This is a genomic window from Sphingobium sp. HWE2-09, from assembly GCF_035989265.1.
Lineage (GTDB): Bacteria > Pseudomonadota > Alphaproteobacteria > Sphingomonadales > Sphingomonadaceae > Sphingobium.
Genome location: NZ_JAYKZX010000001.1, coordinates 663,570 through 687,511 on the forward strand (window position 1 = coordinate 663,570; position 23,942 = coordinate 687,511).

General features: G+C 58.3%; 26 protein-coding genes. 7 read left to right on the forward strand and 19 right to left on the reverse strand.

The genetic code is table 11. The features are described 5' to 3' along the window. Positions 1–29 precede the first annotated feature (29 nt). A complete protein-coding gene (locus tag U5A89_RS03040) occupies positions 30–1,175 on the reverse strand; it encodes an acyl-CoA dehydrogenase family protein (RefSeq protein ID WP_338159703.1) in 1,146 nt (381 codons plus the stop codon). Positions 1,176–1,193: 18 nt separating this feature from the next. Continuing rightward, positions 1,194–2,486 carry an acyl-CoA dehydrogenase family protein gene (locus tag U5A89_RS03045; RefSeq protein ID WP_338159704.1) on the reverse strand — a complete coding sequence of 431 codons (1,293 nt, stop codon included), beginning with the start codon at positions 2,484–2,486 and terminating at the stop codon, positions 1,194–1,196. 119 nt (positions 2,487–2,605) lie between these two features. Between U5A89_RS03045 and U5A89_RS03050 the strand changes: the two genes are divergently transcribed. The 6 genes from U5A89_RS03050 to U5A89_RS03075 all read left to right on the forward strand — a co-directional run bounded on the left by U5A89_RS03050 (position 2,606) and on the right by U5A89_RS03075 (position 9,174). Further along, the gene (locus tag U5A89_RS03050; protein ID WP_338159705.1) at positions 2,606–3,541 is read left to right on the forward strand and encodes an SDR family NAD(P)-dependent oxidoreductase; all 936 of its coding nucleotides are present in this window, start codon (positions 2,606–2,608) and stop codon (positions 3,539–3,541) included. A 192-nt stretch (positions 3,542–3,733) separates the two neighbouring features. After that, positions 3,734–4,903 (forward strand): acetyl-CoA acetyltransferase, encoded by a 1,170-nt coding sequence (locus U5A89_RS03055; protein WP_338159706.1) that lies wholly within the window; start codon positions 3,734–3,736, stop codon positions 4,901–4,903. After that, the gene (locus tag U5A89_RS03060; protein WP_338159707.1) at positions 4,903–6,546 is read left to right on the forward strand and encodes a class I adenylate-forming enzyme family protein; all 1,644 of its coding nucleotides are present in this window, start codon (positions 4,903–4,905) and stop codon (positions 6,544–6,546) included. Before U5A89_RS03055 ends, U5A89_RS03060 begins: the two co-directional genes overlap by 1 nt. Positions 6,547–6,603: 57 nt before the next feature. After that, on the forward strand, positions 6,604–7,365 hold the full coding sequence (locus U5A89_RS03065; protein ID WP_338159708.1) for an SDR family NAD(P)-dependent oxidoreductase: 762 nt from the start codon (positions 6,604–6,606) through the stop codon (positions 7,363–7,365). 151 nt (positions 7,366–7,516) lie between these two features. Continuing rightward, entirely contained in the window at positions 7,517–8,167 is a 651-nt protein-coding gene (maiA, locus tag U5A89_RS03070) for a maleylacetoacetate isomerase (RefSeq protein WP_338159709.1), read from the forward strand. Continuing rightward, on the forward strand, positions 8,164–9,174 hold the full coding sequence (locus tag U5A89_RS03075) for a fumarylacetoacetate hydrolase family protein (RefSeq protein WP_338159710.1): 1,011 nt from the start codon (positions 8,164–8,166) through the stop codon (positions 9,172–9,174). The genes maiA and U5A89_RS03075 overlap by 4 nt, the downstream gene beginning before the upstream one ends. Before the next feature lie 128 nt (positions 9,175–9,302). On the opposite strand, the gene U5A89_RS03080 is transcribed toward U5A89_RS03075, so the two are convergent. From U5A89_RS03080 to U5A89_RS03095, 4 genes are all read right to left on the reverse strand, one after another. After that, the gene (locus tag U5A89_RS03080; protein ID WP_338159711.1) at positions 9,303–10,142 is read right to left on the reverse strand and encodes a helix-turn-helix transcriptional regulator; all 840 of its coding nucleotides are present in this window, start codon (positions 10,140–10,142) and stop codon (positions 9,303–9,305) included. A gap of 125 nt (positions 10,143–10,267) precedes the next feature. Then, positions 10,268–10,642: a PaaI family thioesterase gene (locus U5A89_RS03085; RefSeq protein WP_338159712.1), complete on the reverse strand. Its 375-nt coding sequence runs from the start codon at positions 10,640–10,642 to the stop codon at positions 10,268–10,270. A 2-nt stretch (positions 10,643–10,644) separates the two neighbouring features. Further along, complete coding sequence (locus tag U5A89_RS03090; RefSeq protein WP_338159713.1) at positions 10,645–10,968, reverse strand: PaaI family thioesterase; 324 nt, start codon at positions 10,966–10,968, stop codon at positions 10,645–10,647. Positions 10,969–11,293: 325 nt separating this feature from the next. Continuing rightward, positions 11,294–12,535, reverse strand: coding sequence for an FAD-dependent monooxygenase (locus tag U5A89_RS03095; protein ID WP_338159714.1), 1,242 nt, complete (start codon positions 12,533–12,535; stop codon positions 11,294–11,296). A 619-nt stretch (positions 12,536–13,154) separates the two neighbouring features. On the opposite strand from U5A89_RS03095, the gene U5A89_RS03100 reads away from it, so the two are divergent. After that, positions 13,155–13,718 carry an AraC family transcriptional regulator gene (locus U5A89_RS03100; protein WP_338159715.1) on the forward strand — a complete coding sequence of 188 codons (564 nt, stop codon included), beginning with the start codon at positions 13,155–13,157 and terminating at the stop codon, positions 13,716–13,718. Between the two features lie 395 nt (positions 13,719–14,113). Here U5A89_RS03100 and U5A89_RS03105 read toward each other — a convergent pair whose 3' ends face one another. The 13 genes from U5A89_RS03105 to U5A89_RS03165 form a co-directional block, all read right to left on the reverse strand. Further along, positions 14,114–15,031: an NAD(P)H-dependent flavin oxidoreductase gene (locus tag U5A89_RS03105; RefSeq protein WP_338159716.1), complete on the reverse strand. Its 918-nt coding sequence runs from the start codon at positions 15,029–15,031 to the stop codon at positions 14,114–14,116. After that, the gene (locus U5A89_RS03110) at positions 15,028–15,546 is read right to left on the reverse strand and encodes an enoyl-CoA hydratase-related protein (protein WP_338159717.1); all 519 of its coding nucleotides are present in this window, start codon (positions 15,544–15,546) and stop codon (positions 15,028–15,030) included. The genes U5A89_RS03105 and U5A89_RS03110 overlap by 4 nt, the downstream gene beginning before the upstream one ends. After that, positions 15,527–15,814 (reverse strand): enoyl-CoA hydratase/isomerase family protein, encoded by a 288-nt coding sequence (locus U5A89_RS03115; RefSeq protein ID WP_338159718.1) that lies wholly within the window; start codon positions 15,812–15,814, stop codon positions 15,527–15,529. The genes U5A89_RS03110 and U5A89_RS03115 overlap by 20 nt, the downstream gene beginning before the upstream one ends. Beyond that, complete coding sequence (locus U5A89_RS03120) at positions 15,811–16,179, reverse strand: Zn-ribbon domain-containing OB-fold protein (RefSeq protein ID WP_338159719.1); 369 nt, start codon at positions 16,177–16,179, stop codon at positions 15,811–15,813. Before U5A89_RS03120 ends, U5A89_RS03115 begins: the two co-directional genes overlap by 4 nt. Next, on the reverse strand, positions 16,176–17,348 hold the full coding sequence (locus tag U5A89_RS03125; RefSeq protein ID WP_338159720.1) for a thiolase domain-containing protein: 1,173 nt from the start codon (positions 17,346–17,348) through the stop codon (positions 16,176–16,178). Before U5A89_RS03125 ends, U5A89_RS03120 begins: the two co-directional genes overlap by 4 nt. Positions 17,349–17,360: 12 nt before the next feature. After that, a complete protein-coding gene (locus U5A89_RS03130) occupies positions 17,361–17,786 on the reverse strand; it encodes a MaoC family dehydratase (RefSeq protein WP_338159721.1) in 426 nt (141 codons plus the stop codon). 61 nt (positions 17,787–17,847) lie between these two features. Beyond that, a complete protein-coding gene (locus tag U5A89_RS03135) occupies positions 17,848–18,501 on the reverse strand; it encodes a 3-oxoacid CoA-transferase subunit B (RefSeq protein ID WP_445190614.1) in 654 nt (217 codons plus the stop codon). Continuing rightward, the gene (locus U5A89_RS03140; RefSeq protein WP_338159723.1) at positions 18,498–19,205 is read right to left on the reverse strand and encodes a CoA transferase subunit A; all 708 of its coding nucleotides are present in this window, start codon (positions 19,203–19,205) and stop codon (positions 18,498–18,500) included. The genes U5A89_RS03135 and U5A89_RS03140 overlap by 4 nt, the downstream gene beginning before the upstream one ends. Positions 19,206–19,208: 3 nt before the next feature. After that, positions 19,209–19,814, reverse strand: coding sequence for a VOC family protein (locus tag U5A89_RS03145; protein ID WP_338159724.1), 606 nt, complete (start codon positions 19,812–19,814; stop codon positions 19,209–19,211). A 304-nt stretch (positions 19,815–20,118) separates the two neighbouring features. Beyond that, positions 20,119–21,738, reverse strand: a complete 1,620-nt coding sequence (locus U5A89_RS03150) for an AMP-binding protein (protein ID WP_338159725.1) — start codon at positions 21,736–21,738, stop codon at positions 20,119–20,121. A 26-nt stretch (positions 21,739–21,764) separates the two neighbouring features. Then, the gene (locus tag U5A89_RS03155) at positions 21,765–22,682 is read right to left on the reverse strand and encodes an alpha/beta hydrolase (protein ID WP_338159726.1); all 918 of its coding nucleotides are present in this window, start codon (positions 22,680–22,682) and stop codon (positions 21,765–21,767) included. Positions 22,683–22,713: 31 nt separating this feature from the next. After that, positions 22,714–23,271 (reverse strand): acyl-CoA dehydrogenase family protein, encoded by a 558-nt coding sequence (locus U5A89_RS03160; RefSeq protein WP_338159727.1) that lies wholly within the window; start codon positions 23,269–23,271, stop codon positions 22,714–22,716. After that, positions 23,268–23,882: an acyl-CoA dehydrogenase family protein gene (locus U5A89_RS03165; protein WP_338159728.1), complete on the reverse strand. Its 615-nt coding sequence runs from the start codon at positions 23,880–23,882 to the stop codon at positions 23,268–23,270. Before U5A89_RS03165 ends, U5A89_RS03160 begins: the two co-directional genes overlap by 4 nt. Between the last annotated feature and the right edge of the window lie 60 nt (positions 23,883–23,942).

The window sequence follows — 23,942 nt, forward strand, 5'->3', positions numbered from 1 at the left end:
CGCTGGAATATGATTGCGCCGTTGCGCAGCTATAGAACTGCTGGAATTTTTGCTACGCCTGCCGATAGCATTCGGTCGAGATGGTAATCGATCGATCCAAATTCATTCTCCAAAGCGGTCGCGCGCTTGAACAAGTGTCCAACCGTCGATTCGTCGGTGATCCCCATGGCCCCATGCATCTGAACGGCATCCTGTGCGACCGCCCGCAGCGCTTCACCAATACTTACTTTACAAGCCGAGACGCCAGCCGTTCGGCGCTCGGCGGCTTCCGACAAAAGGTCCGCAGCGAAAAAAGCCATCGCCTGCGCCAATTCGTAATGTACATGCATGTCAGCCAACCGGTGCTGCAGCGCCTGAAAGTCTATCAGGGCTGATCCGAATTGACGACGCTGCTCGAGATGGTCGAGCGTGACGCGTAAGAGGCGCCGCATTATTCCCACCGCTTCGGCACAGAGCGCGGCGATCGCGGCGTCGAGTGCCTCACCTATTACCGATATTCCGCCGGAAGGTTGAATAATGAGTGCATCGACATCGACAGCGCACGCGTCAAAGACAACCTCCGCAACACCCTTCCCATCGATCGTGCGACCCTCTCGACATCTCAGTGCCGGGTGGTCGGATGCGACAGCAAAGATGGCCATCCCGTCCTGTTCGTCCGCAACCGTCGCGGTCACAAACAAATGGGTGGCAGCGGGCGCAGCGACGACCATGGACTTCCGTCCGTCAATCAGGAAGCCGCCATCCTTGCGCGTCGCCACTGTAGCGGCGCGCTGAGGCGCATAACGCGCCCCTTCTTCTTGCCATGCCAGCGCGAATCGAGCTGTGCCTGCCGCTGCCCGCTGTAGAAGATCTCTTGCCAGTTCGCTGCGCGACTGGCGAAGGATCGCAGCGCCGATCACGCACGTCTCCAGATACGGCTCCACGACGAGCGCCTCGCCGAACTGATCCATGACAAGCAAGGTATCGACCGGACCACCGTCCAATCCGCCCACACTTTCGGGAAAGGTGAGACCCAGCAAGCCGAGGTCCTTCGCAAAACGGTCCCATATTTCTGGAGACCATTGCGCCGGTCCATCGATAATTGCTTGCCGCGCGTGAAGGTCGTAATTGTCCGCCAAGAAGGCGCCGATCGTGTCGCGGATCGCGATCTGATCCTCTGAAAGGTGAAATTGCAAATTCTTGTTCCGATCGGCTCAGACGCCGTGCAGGCGTAATTGTTTGAAGATAATTCCGCGCTGGATTTCGCTTGAGCCGCCATAGATGGTAGCGGCGCGACCGTTGAGGTAATTGAGCATGACCTCTGGTCCGCCGGGCGACCCTATAGGCGTGCTCGCGGAATCTTTGAGAGTGTCCGACTGATCGAGCCGCCCGGTGCAGGCCAAGGCCAGCCGTCCCAGTTCGGCGATCTCCTGCTCCACTTCGCTTCCGCGCAGTTTTAGCGCAGAGGACAGGCGCGCACTGGCATCATCCTCAGCCGAAGCTGCACGCGCGGAAAGACACTCCAAGGCAAGCAGATCGATTTCAGCTTTTAGCAGACGCCGCGCAAAGACAGGATTGAGAAGGATGGAGCCGGACCCAAGATCATCGGGCGACTGTCGCGCAACGTCCTTCACTTTTCTCAAGCGCATCCGGAGATAAGGGGTGTCGGCGACGCCGTTGCGCTCATGCTCAAGGAGATATTTGGCGATATTCCAACCGCCGTTTTCGGCTCCTATTCGGTTCGTAACCGGTATCCGAACATCATTGAAGAAAACTTCATTGAAATGATGGAGACCATCGATCGACCAGATCGGCCGGACGGTGATGCCCGGTGTCTTCATGTCGATCAGCAGGAAAGATATGCCCGCTTGCCGCTTCCCCTCGGTCGAGGTTCGCACGAGACAGAACATCCAGTCCGCGACATGCGCATAACTGGTCCATATCTTCTGCCCGTTGACGATATAGTCATCACCATCCTGGACCGCACGGGTCTGTAAGGCCGCCAAGTCCGAACCGGCGCCCGGCTCCGAATAGCCCTGACACCACAGAATCTCGCCGGACCGCAACGAAGGGAGGTGCCGTTCCTGCTGCTCAGGCGTGCCGAACGCCATGAGGACCGGCCCGATCATCTGCAGATTTGGGGAAAGCGGCGGGGCGGATGCGGCGACGAGCTCCTCCTGAAAAACCGCCAGCTCCTCCCTCGACCAGCCCGTGCCGCCATGCTCGACGGGCCAGTTGGGCACCGCCCACCCCTTCTGCGCAAGCCGGCGATGCCAAGCCTGTTGCAAATCCACATCGAGCAGCATGATCGTGCGCGGCGCCTGGCGCATCTCAGACGTCAATGCGTCCTGCAAATAATCCGAAACCTGGACTCGGAACAGATCAAGATGAGACAATGACAGGTGAACCTCCGTCTGATGCAGGCAAAATGGCAGCGTGGCTGCAAGTCTTTGCACATTGGCTACAGCTTGGCGTCGCGTCAGTCCCCGGTGACGGGACGTCGGCATGTCCTGAGCCGTCCCCCAGAATTGGGACTGCGCATCGAAGGGCGATAGGCTTATTCAGGCTTGGCAATAAAGTAGTGACGCATACCGAGCTTAAGCCGGCTGGGTATGAGGAGATGATTATGGGCGTTAATCTTGAAGGTCGGGTAGCTATCATCACCGGGGCAGGCGCCGGCTTGGGTAGGGAATATGCGCTGTTGTTTGGACGACTGGGCGCCAAGGTGGTGGTCAACGATCTAGGCGCAAGCCTCCAGGGCGAAGGCGCGAGCGGATCGGCGGCGGAAGCCGTTGTCGAAGAGATCCGAAGCGCGGGTGGCGATGCGGTGGCCAGCTTCGCCAACGTGGCGGATCCAGAGCAGGCACAGGGGATCGTGCAGACGGCGATCGACGAATATGGCCAGATCGACATCGTTGTGAACAACGCGGGAATTCTGCGCGACAGCAGCTTCCCCAAGATGACCTTGAAGAATTTCGAGGACGTTCTCGCCGTTCATCTGAAAGGCGCCTATCACCTCACCCATGCGGCGTGGCCGCTCATGGTCGCGCAAAAATATGGGCGCGTGATCTTCACCACCTCGCCTGCCGGCACGAACGGCAATTTTGGCCAGACGAACTATGGCGCGGCGAAAATGGGACTGGTGGGTATGATGAATTGCCTGGCGCTGGAAGGACGGAAACACAATGTTCTGGTGAACGCGATCTCGCCCAGCGCACTGACGCGAATGACGGAAACTGTGCCCATGGGTGAGTTGTCGCAATGGCTGCGTGCCGACCTTGTGTCGCCGGCAGTCGCCTGGCTTGCAAGTGACCGGTGCAACGACACGGCAACGATCATCGCGGCAGGCGGCGGCTTCTTTGCCCAACACCGCGTTTTTGAATCGCACGGCGTCCAGTTCGACCCGGCCGAACCGGTGACCATCGAAATGTTCGACGAAGCCTATGGGCGGATCGTCGATCTGGATGGCGCTAAACCGGTCAAGCCAGGGCCGCTTGGGGATCTTATCCCGCGATTGATCGCCATGGGGCGTATGACAGCCGAGACGGAAAATATTTCATGAGGCCGCGTCAGGGTTCGCGAAGCCGAGATGCGGTCTGACAAGCCCCGTCCCGGCATGATGGGTATTGCGGCGATGCCCATCTTGTCAGGCATCCGACGCGGATAGTCAGCGAACCTGACCATCATCTTTCAGTGCATAGGGCTTGGGCCAACGCGCGGCGTATTTCGGCATTAGATATAGGAATAGGATGGCATGACTGGGTCGATCATAGGTTGGGCTCATACCGCATTTGGAAAACATGAGCAGGAGACGCTCGAGACCCTGATCATCACGGCTGCGTTGGAGGCCATGCGGCATGCCGGGATCGGTCCGGCGGACGTTGACCAGATCTTCGTCGGTCATTTCAACAGCGGCTTTTCTCGTCAGGACTTTGCCGCAAGTCTTGTGCTGCAGGCTTCACCGGACCTGCGCTTCAAGCCCGCCACGCGCGTTGAGAACGCGTGCGCCTCGGGGTCGGCCGCCATTTATCAGGCGCTCAATGCCATCGACGCCGGCAGGGCCCGGCACGTCTTGGTCGTCGGTGCCGAGAAGATGACGGATGCACGGGGAGAGGCTGTCGGCAAAAACCTGCTCGGGGCGTCCTATGTTCAGGAGGAAGGGGCGGTACGTGGAGGCTTTGCCGGACTTTTTGGACAAATCGCGTCGCAATATTTCGAACGCCATGGCGACCAGAGCGACGCACTTGCCCTGATAGCAGCGAAGAACCATCGCAACGGCGTCAACAATCCTTGGGCGCAACTGCGCAAGGATTTAGGTTATGAATTTTGCCGCATGGAGAGCGAGCGTAACCCTCTCGTGGCCGGCCCGCTGAAACGGACTGATTGTTCTCCGGTTTCGGATGGGGCGGCGGCGTTGGTGCTGGCGAGCGACGATGCTGCCCGCGCCTCCGTTCGCGCCGTTACCTTCAAGGCAGCGTCGCATGTCCAGGATTTCCTCCCGATGTCCCTTCGCGACCCCACCTTCCTGGAAGGATGCACTGCCGCGTGGGACCAGGCCTTCCGCCTGTCGCACACTACTTTGAGCGATCTGAGCTTCGTCGAGACGCATGATTGCTTCACGATTGCAGAGCTCCTGGAATATGAAGCAATGGGCCTGGCGCCCCATGGCCAAGGGTCTCGTGTCGTCAAGGAGGGCCTGACCGAAATGGGAGGCAAGCTTCCGGTGAACCCGTCAGGCGGGCTGAAAGCCAAGGGCCATCCTATAGGCGCAACCGGTGTGTCCATGCATGTCCTGACAGCGATGCAACTGTGTAACGAGGCGCCGGCGGGCATGCAGGTCGCGGGTGCGACGCTGGGGGGCGTCTTCAATATGGGCGGCACCGGTGTGGCGAATTATGCAAGCATATTGGAGCGGATCGTCTGATGGCCGACACATTCCAAGGTGTGACCGCCGCCGAACATTTCGAGGCTGACTATAGCGACGGCCTGGCTCTTTTCCGTGCCGCGCACGCCAGAGATCCCGAGCGGACTTTCCTGCATTATTTCGATGCGACACTCAGCTATGCCGATGTGGAGGTAGCCAGCAACGCGATGGCGGCCGGTCTGCTGGACAGCGGTTTCCAGCGCGGCGACCGTCTTGCGCTTTACATGCAAAATATCCCGCAGTTCTTCGTGGTTCTGCTGGCGACCTGGAAATGCGGCGGCACGGCGGTGACGATTAATCCAATGAACCGAAGCCGCGAACTAGGTCTGATCCTCAACGACGCGCAACCGACCGTTCTTGTCGCAGAAGCCGACTTGATTGGCATTTCCTATGCCAATCTGGGTGACGATGTTCACCGGCCCACACTGGTTCTTACGACGAATGGCTGGGCTTACCAATCTGTTCCCGAACCCCGCTTCTTCGGGGGCGAACCGCCCGCCCCGCCCGCAGGGACTACCGATCTGACGACGTTCATAGCGGACAACGTCGGCCGCTATCCCGACTGCAAAGGGCCAAATCCGGAAGATATCGCGCTGCTTGTATATACGTCGGGCACGAGCGGCACGCCTAAAGGCGTCATCAATCTGCATCGCGGCGTTGCGTTGGGTTCCCAATTGTCGCGCGTCTCGCAGGATCTGCCCGATGGCGTCGTGACACTGGCCATTGCTCCGCTGTTCCACATCGCAGGGCTGATAATGTGTGCTGGCAGTACGATCCATGCAGGGGGCACGCTACTGCTCTGCTACAGGTTTGATCCCGCCATCGTGATCGAAGCGATCGCGCGGCACAAGCCGCATACGACATCGGGATCAATCACCGTCTATATTGCGCTGATGAACGCGGCGGAGAGCGCGCCGGACATTTTGGCGAGCATAGTCAAGCCCTTCAGCGGCGGCGCCCCGGTTTCGGCTGCCGTCACGGATCAATATCGCAGCCATACCGGCAACATGATCCGCACAGGCTATGGGCTGACTGAAACCACGGGGGGCGTCTTCATGGAGCCGGCGGACGGCTCGAGAAGGATCGATCCGGCGACCGGCACCCTGTCGGTCGGCCGCGCCGTTTCCACCTTCTCCGTTCATATCGTCGATGACGATGGCGTGGTTTTGCCCCCGGGCGAGGCCGGCGAAGTCGTGCTTCAAGGCCCCGCCGTCTCGCCGGGCTACTGGCGCAACCCGCAGGCAACGGCCGAGGCCATGCGGGCGGACGGTTTTCATACCGGCGACGTCGGCTTCCTCGATGCTGATGGTTGGCTGTTCCTCATCGACCGCAAGAAGGACATGATCATTGCAGGCGGTTTCAAAGTCTGGCCGCGCGAGGTTGAGGATGTGCTGTACGCTCATCCCGCCGTCCGAGAAGCCGCCGTCATTGGCGTGCAGGATCCCTATCGGGGGGAAACGGTGAAAGCCATAGTCAGCTTGAAGCATGGCGCAACAGCGACGACAAAAGAATTAATCGACTTTTGCAAGAAGCAGATGGCGGCCTATAAATATCCGCGCATGATCGATATCATCGACGAACTACCGAAAAGTCCCGCCGGCAAAATTCTCAAGCGCGAACTGGTAGCGCGAGGGCTGCCATAAGGCCGTCTCGTCGCGACACATCAACTATCGGTCACCAAAGGCTATTGGAGCAGGGATATGCTAAACGACAAGGTCGCAATCGTCACCGGCGGCGGGCGGGGCATCGGCGCGGGCATCACGCAATGTCTGGCGCGCGATGGCGCCCATGTGGTGATCCTCGACATCGTTGTAGACGAAGCTGAGAAGCTGGCTGCGCAACTTGCGGCTGAGGGTTTTCATGTCTCGGTGCAACAGGCGGACGTGTCCTCCTTTTCTTCGTTCGAGCGAGCCGTGGAGGCTGTTTTCGATGCCGAGGGCCGGATCGACATTCTCGTCAATAATGCCGGCATCGTCGCCGCCCCCACAGCATTCCTGGATTCGGACCCGGACGACTGGGAAAGGATCATCGACGTTGATCTCAAGGGCGTGCTGATCGGCGTAAAATTATGTGCTCCCTATATGATAAAGCAAGGCAGCGGCGTGATCATCAATATTGGGTCGGACTCCGCGCGCTTCGGCGAGCCGGGGATCGTGGTCTATTCGGGGGCCAAAGGCGCGGTTAATTCAGCAAGCAAAGGCTTGGCCAAAGAGCTGGCGCCCCACAATATCCGTGTGAATGTGATTTCACCCGGTTTGATCCACACAGCGATCATCGATGTCGCCTGTTCAACACCCCAGGGCCGCGCAATGGTTGAGGCGACGACAAAGACAATCCCGCTGGGCAAGATGGGGCAGCCGATCGACGTTGGCCATATGGTGTCATTCCTTGCCGCCGACACAGCATCCTACATCACGGGTCAGACTTTCAGCGTGAATGGCGGCATGCTGATGATCGGCTAACGCCAATCGATGATAGCGTTACTTACAAATCATGTTTTCCGACCATTAGTACTTGCGTTCCAATTCATTTATGCTTGCATACGGATATGCATAGACTTGCGCTTCGCCCCCAAACACTGAGCAATATCATTGAACATTAAGGGCCTTTGGTATGATACAGCTCTATTCCTACTTCCGGAGCTCAACCAGTTATCGTGTGCGCATCGCTTTGAATCTCAAGGAACTGGACTATGCGATCGAAACGGTAAACCTGGCCGCCGGCGACCAAGTGAAAGAAGCGTTTCTCCGCATCAATCCTGCCGGCGGCGTACCTGTGCTCCAGATTGGCGGTCGATCCATGATGCAATCGGTGGCGATAATCGAATGGCTCGATGAGGTCTATGGGGGTGCCCCGCTCCTTCCGCAAGATCCTGACAAACGCTTCATCGTCCGGGAAGCAGCCTCAATGATCGCGACCGAGCTCCATGCGCCTCTTAATCTAACAGTCCTTCAGTATCTGAAGAAAGACATGTCGCAGGATCAAGCTTCTGTGGATCGCTGGTATCATCATTGGCTGGCGGCGAAGTTGAAGCCGCTTGAACATAAACTCGAACAGCGCGCGACGGGGGACTATCTGGTCGATGCGCCTGGGTTGTTCGAATGCGTTTTAATCCCGCAGCTTTACAACGCACGCCGCTTCGCTTTCGATCTTGAGTCATTTCCGCGGATGCGCAGGATCGAAACGGCCTGCGCCCATCACCCTGCATTCATTAAGGCTCACCCCTCCGGCCAGCCTGATACTCCAGAAGGTCATCGATCATGAAACTTGCTTCCCTCAAATCCGGCCGCGACGGCCGCCTCGTCGTCGTGACGCGCGACCTGTCCCGTTGCACGGCCGTGGACGATATCGCGCCCACCATGCAGGCGGCGCTAGACAATTGGGAAGAACTGTCGCCGCAACTAAGCAGCGTCGCGGCTGACCTTGAAAGTGGCGTGGTGACCGGGCAACCGTTCGATCAGGGTGCCTGCATGTCCCCCCTGCCGCGCGCTTATCAGTGGGCGGACGCCAGTGCCTATGTCAACCATGTAGCCCTCGTCAGGCAGGCACGGGGCGCGGAGATGCCGCCAAGCTTCTATCATGATCCAATCATGTATCAGGGTGGGTCCGACTGTAACGTCGCTCCGCACGATCCGATCCTCGTTGGCGATGAGGCATGGGGTTACGATTTCGAGGCGGAGATCGCGGTCGTCACCGGCGACGTTCCGCAGGGCGTTAGCGCCGCCGAGGCGGAGCAGTATATTCGTCTGTTCATGCTCTGCAACGATGTCTCGCTGCGGAATCTCATTCCCCCAGAACTGGCCAAGGGGTTCGGATTTTTCCACGGCAAGCCGCCCACCACATACTCCCCCGTCGCCGTGACCAAAGACGAACTTGGAGACACTTGGCGGGATGGACGACTGCACCTTCCCCTGCTCGTCAGCCTCAACGGCCAACCTTTCGGTAAAGCCGAGGCGGGCGAGGACGCGACGTTCAGCCATGCCGACCTTATCGCGCATGCCGCAAAGACGCGGCCTTTGTCTGCAGGTACCATCATTGGTGCCGGAACCGTTTCGAACCGAGATGCTGAAGGGGGACCAGGGCAACCAATCTCCGAAGGTGGCAGCGGCTATAGCTGCATCGCGGAAATCCGGGTGGTGGAAACAATTTTGCACGGGGCGCCGTCAACGCCGTTCATGCAGATTGGCGATCGGGTCGAGATCGAGATGGTCGACGCTACCGGTCGATCCATTTTCGGCAGGATCGATCAGGCCACAAGGCAGATAAGCTGACGGCATGACAGGCATCCGTCGCATCGGTGCGGGGAGACCGGTCAGATGGCTCCCATCCGTGCCGACTGCGTATGGGTATCATCGCCGCACCATGCTGGACGCAAGCTCCCCCACCCGCAGGCCGTCGATCAACGTGCGTATGAAGCCGGACTTCTCCGCGGCATCGTGGTGCCGACGCTCCACAGGGATACATACCACATCAACAATTCGCGCTGCGTAGCAATATTGAGCCGATGATAAACCCGCTTGCGATACGTCATGACGGTTTCTTCGCTCACGCCGAGTTCCAGCGAGATTCCAAGCGATGACATGCCATAAAGGATACGGGAGCATACCTGCGCTTCGCGCCGCGGAAGTCCGTCCGGGGACTTGGCCACGCAAGCTTCTATCGCTTCCAGCGAGTTGAGCGACTCGAACAATAGCCTCCGTTGCCAAAGCGCGCTCGCATGCTTGCCTAAAATAGACAATAGCGGCGATGCTAGGGCTTCTAAGTTGGCGATCGCGTCTTCTGCAAAATCGCCCCTTTCGACCGAATGCAGCACACTCAGCGCGACATGTCCAACTGCCGATCGACCGCACAACAGAAGACGTTGTCCCATATGCGAGTATATCTTGCTCCGCAGCTCGGGATCTTCAAGACTCTGAATATCCATGCGGATAAGCGACGGATGCACGTGATTGAACGTGAACCTCGCAGCCGTCATCGTAGGGTCGCGCTGCCACAGCCCCGATTCGATATAGGCGTTGGTGCAACGCTCTGCTGTGTCACTGTCGTCGAGGCTCGCGACCGCAAGCTTGACCGGTTGCGCCGATTCGATCTGGAACACGGCACAGTGGTCGGCGCCGCAAACATCATTGAGAAAGAGGAGAAGCTCCTTCCCGAAACAATCGTCTCCGATGACGTCTATGATCGAATGTAATCCCCGAGGCTCGCACCCCAGTTTTTCAGACTCATAGGCGTTCATCATCCCGTCTCCTGCAACCAGCTGTTCTTTTTACCCGAAATGGCCGCGCCATCATGATTACTCCATATAGGTCGTTCTCCAAAGCGGAATCGGCATGGTATGCGTCCGCACAAATTCTAGGTTGCGGATCAGCGCCGCAGGGAAAATACAAGGCGGGCCATTGCAATCGGTTTGCCGGCATCTTCCTGCCAGGCGGTGGCATCAACATGAATGATCCGGTCGCCGCGCCGGACAATCTCCGCGTTGGCATGCGTTTCGGCATGCATGGCAGCCCGCATGTAATCGACGGTTATCGAAACAGGCTGGACGTCGATGCTCGCATCGTTGGTAACGGATTCGGCAAACACCCCCGCCGCGCACTCCAGCAAGCCCGCTAGAGCCCCACCGTGCAGCATGCCGGAGTGACCACTATTCTTCTCACTCGGCGACATGGAGCAAACCGGGAGGCCCATATGATCCTCATCGATTCTGATGCCAAGGAAGGCGGCGTAGGGACGATCCATATTTAGTTCGCCTGGGTGTAGAAGAAACTGGCGATTGCATTGACAACCGGATCGGCTTCATCCTTGTCGTAGGCAACGCCGCGGGCGAACGCGATACGCTTCGTCACGCGAAAACATTCAGCTTGGCCGATGAGCCGGCAGCCCGGCGTCGCCGACCGAAGATGGTCGACGCGTAAGCTCAATATCAAGGTCGATTTCGGCCGTTCGATCACTGACCAGATGGCATGCGCGCATGCAGCTTCCATCAAGCTGAAGATCGGTGCCGATGCCGGCATATGGGACGTTGATGTCGCCATGAGCTCATCACGCCAGTCCAGACCAAACATCGCCGACCCGGGTTCCGCCTGTATCAATTTTATGCCTAGGCATCTCATATGGGCGCACTGCTGTTGCTCTTCGGGTAACAGCACTTCGTTAGCCTTCTATTCCCTGCACCACATATCAACTCACACCCCGCCGAGCGCTGGATGCAATCAACTCGCTCAGCATGATCGCCTCTCCACTTTAAGGATTTGAAGCCAGTTAACAACGGGGTCGCCAGTGCAATCAAGCAGCGAGGAGGATGTGCTGCTATTTGTCATTGGAAACCCGGCAAAGTGGCCGCCCCGTCCCCCTCCAGGGCGGCCCCGTCTCAGGATGCGATCCTAGCGATCAATAGTGCGGTAGTTCCACGGCGTTGGCCGCCTTGACGAGCTCCGCCCCCGTTGAACCATCGTCACCGCGCTCGGCAGCCGGCGTGTCCCCGGCACTATCGAGGATTTCTTTGATCCGTCGATCGCGGGCATGGATTTCCTCCCAGCTGTCGGCGATGATGTCGAATTCCGGTGAATTGATCAGCGCCTGGTTCGCGGCCACATAGTCGCGGAGCACGCGGCGATATTCAGGAAACGCGACGCGATGGTCGCCGCCTGCGCGCTTGAGCTCTCCTGCGAGGACATATCCACCAACGACGGCAAGGCTCGATCCCTGGCCGGTCATCAATGTCGGGGCATAGCCGGCATCACCGACGAGCGCGACACGGCCGTTGGACCAGGACTCCATGTGAATTTGGGTAACATCATCAAAATACAGGTCATTGGCTGGCTCAAGTTCATCCAGTATCTGGCGGATGACCCATTTGTCATTGTCCGGCTCAAAGACCTCCTTCAGGATGCGCTTTTGCTCGACCGTGTCGCGCCGGTCGAAATCAATTGGGGGTGAAGCGAAGATGAACATGCTCCGCGTATGCTTGTCGGCACCATATTGGATGACGCTAACCGATTTGCCCGGCAGATTGAGCATCAGCCATTGGCGTTCCATGTTCAAAATATTGGGAAGCGTGAAGATTGCACAATATTGACGGCGTGGCCGCGCGAATTTCTCTTCCGGGCCAAATGCCAATGCGCGGACATTGGAGTGAAGGCCGTCGGCGCCGATCACCAGATCATATTTAGCGCTCTTGCCGGAGGCGAAGGTCACATCTACCCCGTCCTCGTCCTGCACCAGCGTAGCGATGCTATCGTTGAAGAGATTTTCGACACCGTCCACCTGCGCTTGCGCCGAGGCGAGGATCGAAGTCAGATCATCGCGGAGGATTTCGACGTCGCCCGAGACACCCTCGCCTGCCCCGAAATTGCCGTCTGTTTTCCAGACCGCCGACCCGTCCGGTGCAATGCGAACAATCTCCCGCGTGCGCACGCGCGCTGCTCTGGCTTGCTCGAGAATGCCCATCCGATCGGCCACGGTGACAGCGACGCCCCGCAGATCGATCGCGAAACCGCCAATTCGCGGCGCGGACGCGCGCTCGAGAAGTGTCACCCTAGCGCCGTGACGCGCCAACCAGTATGACACCGTTTGACCGGCGGCGCCTGCGCCTGAAACCAGAATGCTCAATCTACTTAGCTCTGACGACATTCAATCCACCTGCTCTATTGATCAAGCCAGCAGCTATAGGGTCGCCGGGCACCAATCGCCTAAGCGTGGCCGGTCAACGAATTTCGCGATCCTGCCAAAACAGACCGTGCGTCGCCCGGTGGCGCACAGGACCTTTTTCCCGCGCTCACCTTATCCGGCAGCGTCGCAATACAAATCAAACGGATAAACATCGGAACGCTTGATCGTAGGAGCAGCAAGAGTATGGTCTCCACAAGAGATGATATGGAGATATGGTCTTAGGCTGCAGTCATAATGACAAATCGCATCTTGATTGAGTGAACTTGCGGTAAACTCATATTGATCAGGCTTGAATGCCCATTCATAGAATTTCGTTGACGACAAAAAGGGCGACGTCAGGAGAGAATAATATGCGCGAAATCGCGCTCGAAACCATTTTTGAACAGCATATGGTGCCGCGGGCAATTTCGGCAAGTCCCTCATATCTCACGAGCGAGGACTTCAGAGTTGAGGCCCATTCTCACCAAAGGGCCGAGATCATTCTGTGCTTACGCGGGGTCGTCACCTGTGAGGTGGCAAATGGTTTCTGGATCGTCCCCCCCATTGCGCGCTGTGGATTCCCGCCAACGAGACCCATAGCGTGTCCGCAGTAGGCGATCTTGATATTTATTGCTTGTGTCTGGACGCCAACATCGCCAGCGCTCTGCCGCAATGTTGCTGTACGTTGGGGATATCCCCATTGCTTCGAGAGCTTATCATTGCTGTTTCCAAGTTGCCCGCCCTCTATGACCCGTCTGGATCCGCCAAGAGCCTGATCGATACGACATTAAACGAGCTTGAGACGGCGCCTATAGAGCGTCTTCACGTCCCCTTCCCTGCCGATACTCGGCTGCGACAGATCGCGCAGGCGTTTGTGACAGATCCGACAGACCGCTCAACTATGTCAGAATGGTCGCGCCGTGTCGGCATGAGCGAACGGAGCCTGTTCCGGCTGGTGCAACGGGAAGTGGGCTTGACCTTCGGCCAGTGGCGACAACAATTTCAGATCATCATAGCGCTCAGACGGCTAGCCGAAGGAGACAGCGTCCAAAACGTCGCATTCGACCTTGGTTATGAAAGCGCGAGTTCCTTCTGCACAATGTTCCGAAAGGCACTAGGCCAATCGCCGGGCAAATATCTTGCCACTCATCGCCGCCTTCAGTGACACCGCGAGCCTCTGTTCCTCATCGCGCTTGAGGCACGCGCAATCCCGCGCTCGTCGGCTTGATGATCAAGACGAAAAGCAGGCGGCCTCCTCTCGCCTATGCGGAACCAGCGGCCGTCCCCACAGAGTCCTGAGAACCGACGTTTAAGGTAAAATTACTGGGCGCAAATTAGACCGTAGCATATGGCACTACGCGAACTACCTGGCGTTCTGGGAGCTGCAGCGCCTTGCAGGCGGATCAGGGCAGCAGCCCCGATCCGTCAGCCCAACGCGTCCAAATTCTCATCATAAGGCCCAAATTGCTGCCTGCCGTGGCCGTACCCAACCACAGCGGATATGTCATGGACCCAATTGCCGGTTCTCAAGGAGGGGTGGAGCGTGATGGCTTAGTTCCGTTAGCCACCCGCTCCGAATACCGGAACATTCGCCGCTGCACGATATTCCGCTTCAAGGCGATCCACGAGGTCGGCCACATTAGGAATGTCATCGATCAGTTCGATGCCTTGACCCGCGCTCCACACGTCGCGCCAGGCACGCGCTTCAGGCTTGTCCGCCGCAGCGTCTAGCGAGGCGGTTAGCCAATTGGCAGGCGCCCCGCCTAATTGATCGGTGTAGGAGAGATCACCGATATGGGAATTCACGATCATCTGCTTATAGCCCTCCGGCGCCCGCGATTCCTGCGTCGCGATGAATCGGGTTCCTAGAAACGCCAGATCTGCGCCCAATATCTCGGCCGCCCGGATAGCCGCCCCAGAACTGATCGCTCCTCCCATCGCTATCGTGCCGGAGAAGCGAGCCCGAACGGCCGCTACGAAGGCCAGATGCGACACGGTGCCAGAATGGCCGCCACCACCTGCACCGATCGCGTTGATCCCTTCGACACCAAGCGCGATCGCCTTTTCCGCGAAGCGCAGGTTGACCGCGTCCGCAAAGACGAGAAAACCCTTGTCATGGGCGCGGCGGATCAACTCGGTCGGATTGCCGGTCGCGTTGATGATTATCTTGACGCCGTAGCGCTGGCAAAGTGCAAGATTCTCATCGAATTCGGCGGGCGACAAATTGGACGCAAGATTGACGGCGATGGCGCCGATTTTGGCGTCGGGGGTCTCGTCGTGACGCCTATCGATTGCGTCGCGAATGAGCCGCAACCAGGATTCGAATTCCTCCACGCTACGGGCATTATGGCGGGGGAGACCCCCGATCACGCCCGCAAGGCACGCTTCCCGCACCATTTCCGGTCCGGTGACCGTGAACATGGGCGCGCAGATCACCGGCAGCCGCAGACCAGCGCGAATATCGGGAGCGAGGCTCATCGACCTACAAACCTTGGCGCGCGCTTCTCCCGAAAGGCGGCATTGCCTTCCTGACAGTCGAGCGTAGCGGGAATCTTCCGCTGTAGATCGCGCTCCAAGGAGAGCGCAGCCCCCAGTTCGGCCACGCCGGCTTCACCTACCAGCCGTCGGATCCCGGCGAGGGCCAGTGTGGGTCCCTTGCTTAGCTTTTCCGCAACGTCCCATGCTGCATCTGTCAATTTATCATCCTCCGCGAGTTGAGAGATAAGGCCCCAATCGCAGGCCTTTTGTGCAGAAAGCTTTTCAGCCGTCATCAGCAGTTGAATGGCCCGCACCCGTCCAATCGCGCGAGCAAGTATCCATGCGACACCCCCGTCAGGTATGAGGCCAAGGCGAGCGAAAGGCGCCATGAAGTAAGCAGCGCGGTCAGCCACTACGAAATCGCACGATAGCGCGAGCGCCATCCCCAATCCGGCCGCCGCGCCCTGCACCGCGCAGACTATTGGAATCGGAAGGTCATTGATCGCCAGGATCATCAGGATTCACATGCTGCTCAAGGATGGCACCACCGTCCAGATCGGCGTGCGGAACGGTCGCATCCGATGTCAGGTCGACGCCCGAGCAGAAGCTTCGCCCTTCCCCACAAAGGAAGATGGCGCGCGTTTCGCGAGAGGCCCTGCCAAATGCGCTGACAAGATCCTCCATCATCGCCGTCGATAGCGCGTTCAGGCGCTGCGGCGCGTTGAGCCGGATTTCCGCGACCTCGCCGCGAACGGTGTAGATAATTTCGGACATATCGCTCATGCTGGACGGAACAGCGGTACGACAGTTTGGCCCAGCGGGCGGAAATCGACTGTGACGCGCATGTCTATTGTTACATCGGCCGGATCGACATCGACGAGATTGGTCAGCATCGTGATACCCTCATCAAGCGTCACATAGGCGAGGATGTTGGGGCCATTGGGCCCTCGGCTCGAATAGCTATAGCTGTAAACGCGGCCGTTTCCCGTTGCGTCGGTTCGCCCAACATCGGCGCTGAAGCAGAATGGGCACACGCGCCGTGGATAGTAATGGGTCGCTCCACATATATTGCAAAGTCCCAGTTGCAACGCTCCCGACGGCGATCGCCATTCGGCGATACCCGAGACGTCTTCCTCATCCACCATCATGCCTCCCGCTCCAGGATAATCGTGCCGCCAATGTGCCGCGTACCTAGAAAGCCGCCGGTTCCGTGCGCCAGAGCCAGGCTGCAATCGGGAACCTGCACCGCCGGATGCGCTTCACCGCGCAACTGACGGACCGCTTCGATCACCTTTGTCATGCCGCCCCGATTGACCGGGTGGTTATTGCACAGGCCGCCGCCATCGGTGTTGACCGGCAGCTTGCCGACGCCTGATATCAACCCGCCATCGGAAACGAAGCGGCCGCCTTGGCCCTTCTCGCAGAATCCCAGATCCTCAAGTTGCATGAGGACGGTGATGGTGAAGCTGTCATATATCGAAGCATAGTCGATATCCTGCGGCGTCACGCCCGCCTCGGCAAAGGCTGCGTGACCCGAATCACGACCCGCCGAATAGGTAAGGTCGATACGTCCGCCATTGAGGGTCTTATACGCCTCGCCCGATCCCAGCACTTTGACGAGCGGACGGTTCAACGCCCTGGCGATATCCGGACGGGCCACGATCAGTGCGCCACCACCGTCGCTTACGACACAGCAATCCAGCTTGTGCAACGGATCGGCGATCATCGGCGAGGCGAGCACGTCCTCCACGGTCACGACGTCGCGTAGCATGGCATGGGGGTTATGCTGCGCGTGGTGCGATGCGGCGACCTTCACCCATGCCAGCTGTTCCGATGTGGTCCCGAACTCGTGCATGTGACGGCGCGCCGCGAGCGCATAAGCGTTGACAATATTGACGGAAAAAGGTGCTTCATAGGGCACCTCGGGGACCAGCGGGTCAGCCAGAAACGGCATTTCGCCTTGCAGTTCCAGGCCCGTCCTGGGACGTCCGGCCAGCGTAATCAGCGCGACAGAACATTTCCCCATTGCAATGGCGGCCGCCGCGTGGCCGACAGCGATGATATAGCCCGATCCGCCAGTGCTGGTGGTGTCGATATAGCGCGGTCTCAGGCCCAGATATTCGGCTGCGGAAACCGAACCCAGTCCTGGCGCGTCGGTCCCTGTAAAGTATCCGTCAATGTCTCCGATCGTCAGGCCAGCGTCTGCAAGCGCGCCGGCTATCACTTCCGCGTGCAGTTGCATGATCGTCTTGTGCGGCGTCTTGCGAAGCGGATGCTCGAAAGCGCCTACGATATATGCCTGTCCATTGATGCTCACACCGCTTACCAATCAGTCAAAATGCAGGAAGACGATTTCAGCCGCCACGGCCGGTTTTTCCGAACCTTCCAGTTCGATCTTCGTATCGTACGTGATACGCAGCCCGGCCCCCTGGGGCTCCGCTCCCGTGACCGTCTGTATGAGCCGCACACGCGAGCCTGCGGGGACCGGGGCTAGGAAACGCAGCTTGTTGAGGCCGACATTCAGCGTTTGCCGCGATGCGACCGTGAATAGCGCGGGCTGCAATGTCCCCAGAAGGGAAAGCAGCAGATAGCCATGCGCAATCGTCTTGCCGCCAGGCGCTTCCCGGCTAGCGCGCTCTACATCGACATGAATCCACTGCCTATCGCCCGTTGCAGAGGCGAATTCGTCGATCTGCGCCTGGGTGATTTCAAACCATTCGCCCGGTCCGATCGGCGTGCCGATCTCGTCCGCCAATTCCTGTGCGGATGCATACACCCTCGCCATCCCTTAGTCCTTTCCTGATCCGGCCCGCCAATTAGTTGTCGTAATGCGCGGGCGTTTTGGCAGCGATCTCTTCAGCGCTTACGCCCGGAGCCGTCTCAATCAACCTGAAGGGTAAAGACCGGTCATCGCGGCGGAATACGGCCAGATCGGTCACGATCATATCGACCACGTTCGCCCCAGTGAGAGGAAGCGAACATTGCTGTACGAATTTAGGCTCGCCCGATTTCGACACATGCTCCATCACGACGATCACGCGTCGGACGCCGGCGACCAGATCCATCGCGCCCCCCATGCCCTTGATCATCTTGCCTGGAATAAGCCAATTGGCTATGTCGCCGCGCTCGGAAACTTCCATCGCGCCCAGCACGGTCAGGTCGATATGCCCGCCGCGGATCATCGCGAAACTATCCGATGAGGAGAAAAAGCTCGATTGCGGCAACGCGCTGATCGTCTGCTTTCCGGCATTGATGAGGTCGGGATCGACATCCTCATCGAACGGAAACGGCCCGATCCCCAACATACCGTTTTCGGACTGGAGGGTCACGTTCATCCCATCGGGTATGCAGTTGGCTATGAGCGTGGGAATCCCGATCCCCAGATTGACATAATATCCGTCGCGTAACTCACGAGACGCCCGCTCCGCTATTTCGAAGCGGGTCCAACCTCTCTGTTTGTCGGTCATCATACGGCCTCCCGGGGGCGGGTAGTGCGGAATTCGATCTTCTTTTCATAAGGCGGAGGCAGCACAAGGCGCTTCACATAGATACCGGGAAGATGAATCTGGTCCGGATCAAACATGCCCACCGGAACGATTTCCTCGACCTCCGCGACTGTCATGTTTGACGATGTCGCAACCGGTTGATTGAAATTGCGCGCCGTGCGGCGGAACTGGATGTTGCCCGCTTCGTCCGCCCGCCAGGCCTTTATCAGCGCCAGGTCAGCCCTGATGCCGCGTTCCAGCAAATAGGTTTCGCCGTCGAACTCCTTGGTCTCCTTGCCGTCCGCGACAGACGTGCCGATTCCCGTCCGGGTGTAAAAGCCGGGTATACCCGCGCCGCCCGCCCTTATCCGCTCGGCCAATGTGCCTTGGGGACAAAATTCCACTTCCAGTTCACCCGCCAGATACTGACGCTCGAACTCCTTGTTTTCGCCGACATAGGAGGAAATCATCTTACGGACTTGCCGGGTGCGGAGCAATTTCCCGAGACCGACGCCGTCGATGCCGGCATTGTTGGAAACGCAGGTCAAATCACGGACGCCCGACTGCTGAAGCGCGTCGATCAGGCTTTCGGGCACGCCGCACAGCCCGAAGCCTCCCACGCATATCGTCATTCCATCGGTCAGCAGGCCGTCGAGCGCCTGCGCGGAATCCTTGTAGACTGGGATCATGGTTCAGCGCTTGGCAACAGAGTGGATCAATTCGACCATGGCTTCGCGCAGGTCGCGATTTTGCTCGATCGCGTTGCGCTTGCCTTCCAGCCACATCGCAAGATGCTGTTTTCCGCGAGAGGTGTGCTTGTTCCAGTTGGGATCGGTGGGCGTCGTGATCTCCAGACGTATGCCATTAGGGTCGTGAAAATAAATGCTGTAAATCAGGCCATTATGGTCCGTCGGGCCGATCACGTCGATGTCGTTCTCGACCAGCCAGCCATACCAACGGTCAACCTCTTCATGATTTTTTGCCTGAAGCGCGATATGATCGAAAATCTCATATGCCGGATGACTTACCGTCGAGCGCTCAGGCAATCCGGGCGCCTCGAAAAATGCGATGGTCGAGCCATCAGCCATCCTAAAAAAGATGTGGAAATAGGGAAAGTCATCCCCGGTCGAAGGCACGGATGCGCCCAGTATGGTACTGGCAAGTTCCATCCCCATCACGCGCATGTAGAAGTCTGCCGTCGCTTCGACATCGTGCGTTACCCATGCCGCATGGCTAAGCATCAGAGGCGTCAGGCCAGGGTTATCGAGACGCGCCGGCAAGGAGAGTGGCAAGGTCATAGGTTTTTCCATTATCCCAAATATGGAAGCAGTTTAGTGGAAAGTCCTGGCTTTTGCTGTCCCCGGCTGTGGGGACGAATTTGGTCTGCCGAGATAAAATTGGTCAATTCTTGCGGAGAGCCCGAGAGCCTAGAAAGCTAATGTGAGCCTTCCTCATTACCGCCGGAGCGGCCTATCGCGAAGCTGGGTAAGGTGGATTACATTTTCGTATCCGCATGCACGGCGGTCCAGGCTTGTCGGCAGATCGTGATTGCCGAATGGATGAGAGAGAGAGAGAGAGAGAGAGAGAGAGAGAGGGCGAGGATCAGCGCGCCTGCACGGCTTCTCTAACTTGCTCCCGAAGTATATTTTTCCGTATCTTGCCCGAGGGCGTTAAAGGCATTTCGGCAATTATCTCGAGGCGTTCGGGCCATTTCTGCTTGGCGAGTCCTTGCTCAGTGAGCGTTGCAAGCATGGCTTCGAAATCGAAGATCTCCCCTGGCCTTAGCGTCACGAAAGCGCAGCAGGTTTCGCCCAGGCGCGGATGTGGCATCGCGACGACCGCTGCCTCCGAAATGGCCGGATGCAAATGAATCGCATCCTCGACTTCCTTCGCGCTGATATTTTCACCGCCGCGAATGATGATATCCTTGATGCGACCTGTAACCATCAGGTTTCCGTCACTATCCAGAACTCCCAAATCGCCGGTCTTGAAATAGCCCTGCTCGTCGAACGCGTCGTTCTGGGAGGTCTCTTTGTATCCCACAAAGACTTCGGGCCCTCGCGTCGTGATTTCGCCGTCCTGACCGCGTTCCGCCTCTGATCCATCGGCGAGAATGAGGCGAACGTTGTGGCCAACGACCTTTCCATCCGTTTCCGCCCTGATGCCGATGGGGACATCACCCATGCTGCCCAGTGAAACCGTGGGTGCCTCGGTGCTTCCGTACACACGGCAAACCGTGCACGAGGTCAGTATTCTTTCCGCTGCCTCGACCAAGCTCGGGGGTACAGGGGCGCCGCCACAGGGAAATATTCGAAGCGACGGCAGGGACAGGCCATCCCTCGTGGCCACCTGCACCAGTTCGGCCAGAAAAGGCGTTGCGCCGATCGTGAAGGTCACGCGGTGCTCAGAAATAAGATCGGCAGCGATCTTGGCGTCCCAGCTGTCCATGAGGATCACGGGAATACCCAATGTTACCGGCAATTGGATGCCGTAAAGATAGCCGGTGATGTGGCCCAGCGTGGAAGGCATGAGCACCACGTCATGTTCGCCAAGACCAAAATGAGCGGAGAAGTTTCGCACCTCACAGTCGATTGTATTGTGCGTATGGAGAACCCCCTTGGGATCGCCGGTTGTTCCTGACGTGTAAAGCAGGAGTTTGACATGGTCGGGGTCGGGATCGACCAGCGTGGCGGGCGCAGTGGTTTCGATCAGGCGCTCGAACATCCTCTCATCCGACCGGACGAAAATAATATGATCAGCTGTCACACCCTGCCCCATCAGCCGATCGACCATAGCCCGATAATCGAAACCACGGAAATTTTCGGGCACGAATAGAACCTTGCTACGTGCATCGGCAATGATGAAGCCGACTTCCCTGTCCCTGTAGATTGGAACTATGGGATTGCAGACGAAACCGCCCAAAGCGCAAGCCAGTTCGACCAGCACCGCCTCATGCCAGTTGGGAAGCTGAAAGCTAACGACGTCTCCGGCATTCAGTCCCCATCCGCACAGGGCTGTCGCCAATCGCAAAGCGCGGTCCAGGCATTGAGCCACAGTCATCTCCGCTTCCCCGTCGATGACCAGCAACTGTGACGGGTGAGCGGCGGCGAGCTGTTGCAGACGCTGCCCCACCGTCACGTCGGACCAGGCACCTTCCGCCTTGTATCTGGCGGCCATTTCCGGATCCACACGCGTTGACCAGCCGTTTGCATCGGACTTCATTCCGCCCCCTCCCCGTTCCACCCGACCTATTGCGAACCGAGGAACCGCTTGAGCCAGGCCTGCTGGACACGCGCGACCACGCCCAGATGGGCAACGTCCCGATAGATGCTCATATGATCCACACCGCGCACAGAGACGAGTTCTTTTCGAGGATTGGGGATATTGTTGAACGCGTCGACTTCAAGATCGGCGGACGTAATATTGTCCCCATGCGCCAATGTCATCAATACCGGCGTATCGTAGATCTCCTTCGCATAGGGAATCGCTCGATAGGAAAGCAGCAATTCAGTCGAGTGAATCGTGTTAACATGTTCATGCAAAGGCGCTTCATTTGCCTTAATCATCATGAAGGCTTCACGAACATGCGGGAACGGCCAGGTCGTGAGCTCATTGTGTGGGGATATTTCCGGAGACATCGGCATCATCTCGCCTTGCTGGCCGGAGAAGCGGCGCTCGCGGTCGCCCGCGATCAGCGCGTTCAGCGCACCAAAGCGCGCTTCACCGTGAGTCCGGCGCATCGTCTGCTTTCCGTCGATCACCGGGATCGTCGAGATCGCGAATGCGGGACGGTTGTCGAGCGCGGAGACGATCAGAACATGCCCGCCACTATAGGAGATGCCCCAGATACCGGTCTTGTCGTGATCGATGTCGGGCAATGTCCGCGCAAAGCTTATCGCATTGCGATAATCCTCGATCTGCTCCCAAGGATCGACATGTTGGCGTGGCGATCCCGTGCTTTCCCCGAAATTGCGATAGTCGAAGGCAAGTGTTGCGCAGCCGATCTCCTCAAAAAATTTCGAGTAATGCGGCATGACGATCTCTTTGGTGTAACACCAGCCCCCAGCCATGATGACGAGGGGCACATCGCCTTCCAGACCCTCAGGCCGTCGGAGCACCGCCTGGATCGTCTCGCCGCTGCTTTTAAATTCTACCCGCTGTTCCATGATGCCTCTCCTTATCTCAAGCCGATCAAGACTAGATCAGCGTTTTTTCGCTATCCGCCCACTTGGCGATATTGTTGCGCTGCACATCGGACGAACCACCAATAATCGGCATGAGCAAAGCGTCCCGGACGTAGCGTTCCATGTCGAAGCCTTTGACATAGCCATAGGCACCCAGGATGGTCTGCCCCTGCAGCGCGGCTTCGCGCCCAACCTCGGTACAGAATAACTTAGTCATCGCGGTTTCTACGCCGCAGGGCTCCCCGCGCCCAGCCAGCCACGCGCTATGGTGCAGCATCAATCGAGCGGCATGAAGTTTGGTCCGCATATCCGCCAGCTTGTGACGGATTGACTGGAGGTCGCCGATCGGCCGGCCGAACTGTTGCCGCTCGCGGCTATAATCCAGAGCATCAGCAAATGCCGCCTCACCGATGCCAAGTGCAATGGCGGCGACTTCGAGCTTCTCCACGTCCAGCCCGGTGCCGGTGAGCATGCGCCAACCGGCGTTCCAGCCATCCTCTCCACCGACCAAATTTTCGATCGGCACGCGAACGTCGGTAAATGTGACGTCGGTCGTGGCAGCGCCCTTCATCCCCAGGCCCTCGATCGGGGTGATATCGACACCTGGCGTAGAGGGGGGATGAGGACGAAGGACAGATTGCGCCTGCGGTCCTCCGCTGGCCCGCTCCGTACCAAGGTGTAGATATAGTCGCAAATGGCGGCCCCGGAGCAGAAACGCTTCGACCCGTTCACGACGATTTCGTCACCCTCGCGGACTGCCGTCGTTTGAACGGATGCCAGATCCGCGCCCACATTGGGCTCGGTCCATCCATAGGCAAACAGCAGCTTGCCGGCGGCGACCAGGGGAAGAAGCCGCGCCTTCTGCACCGGCGAGCCGCATTCCACCAGGTTCATTCCCGCATAACAGGCAGACATGATATAGGGAACGCTGACGGCCAGGCTACGCTTGGACAGTTCTTCGATGACAATCATGGTGGCGAGAATATCGGGTCCGGAACCGCCATATTCTTCCGGAACGGTCAGACCCATGACGCCCAGATCCGCCAGCTTGTCGAACACCTCCCGCGGAAACTCGTTATTCTTATCCCATTTGGCGGCCATGTCGCGCGGCATTTCCGTTCTAATGAAACGGTGCAGCATATCACGCAACATTGTCACGTCTTCGGAAATATGAAAGTCCATTTTATAAATTCCCTGAAGAACAGAAATTTCTATTTCCGGTTCTGAACTCGGCTTGGAGAA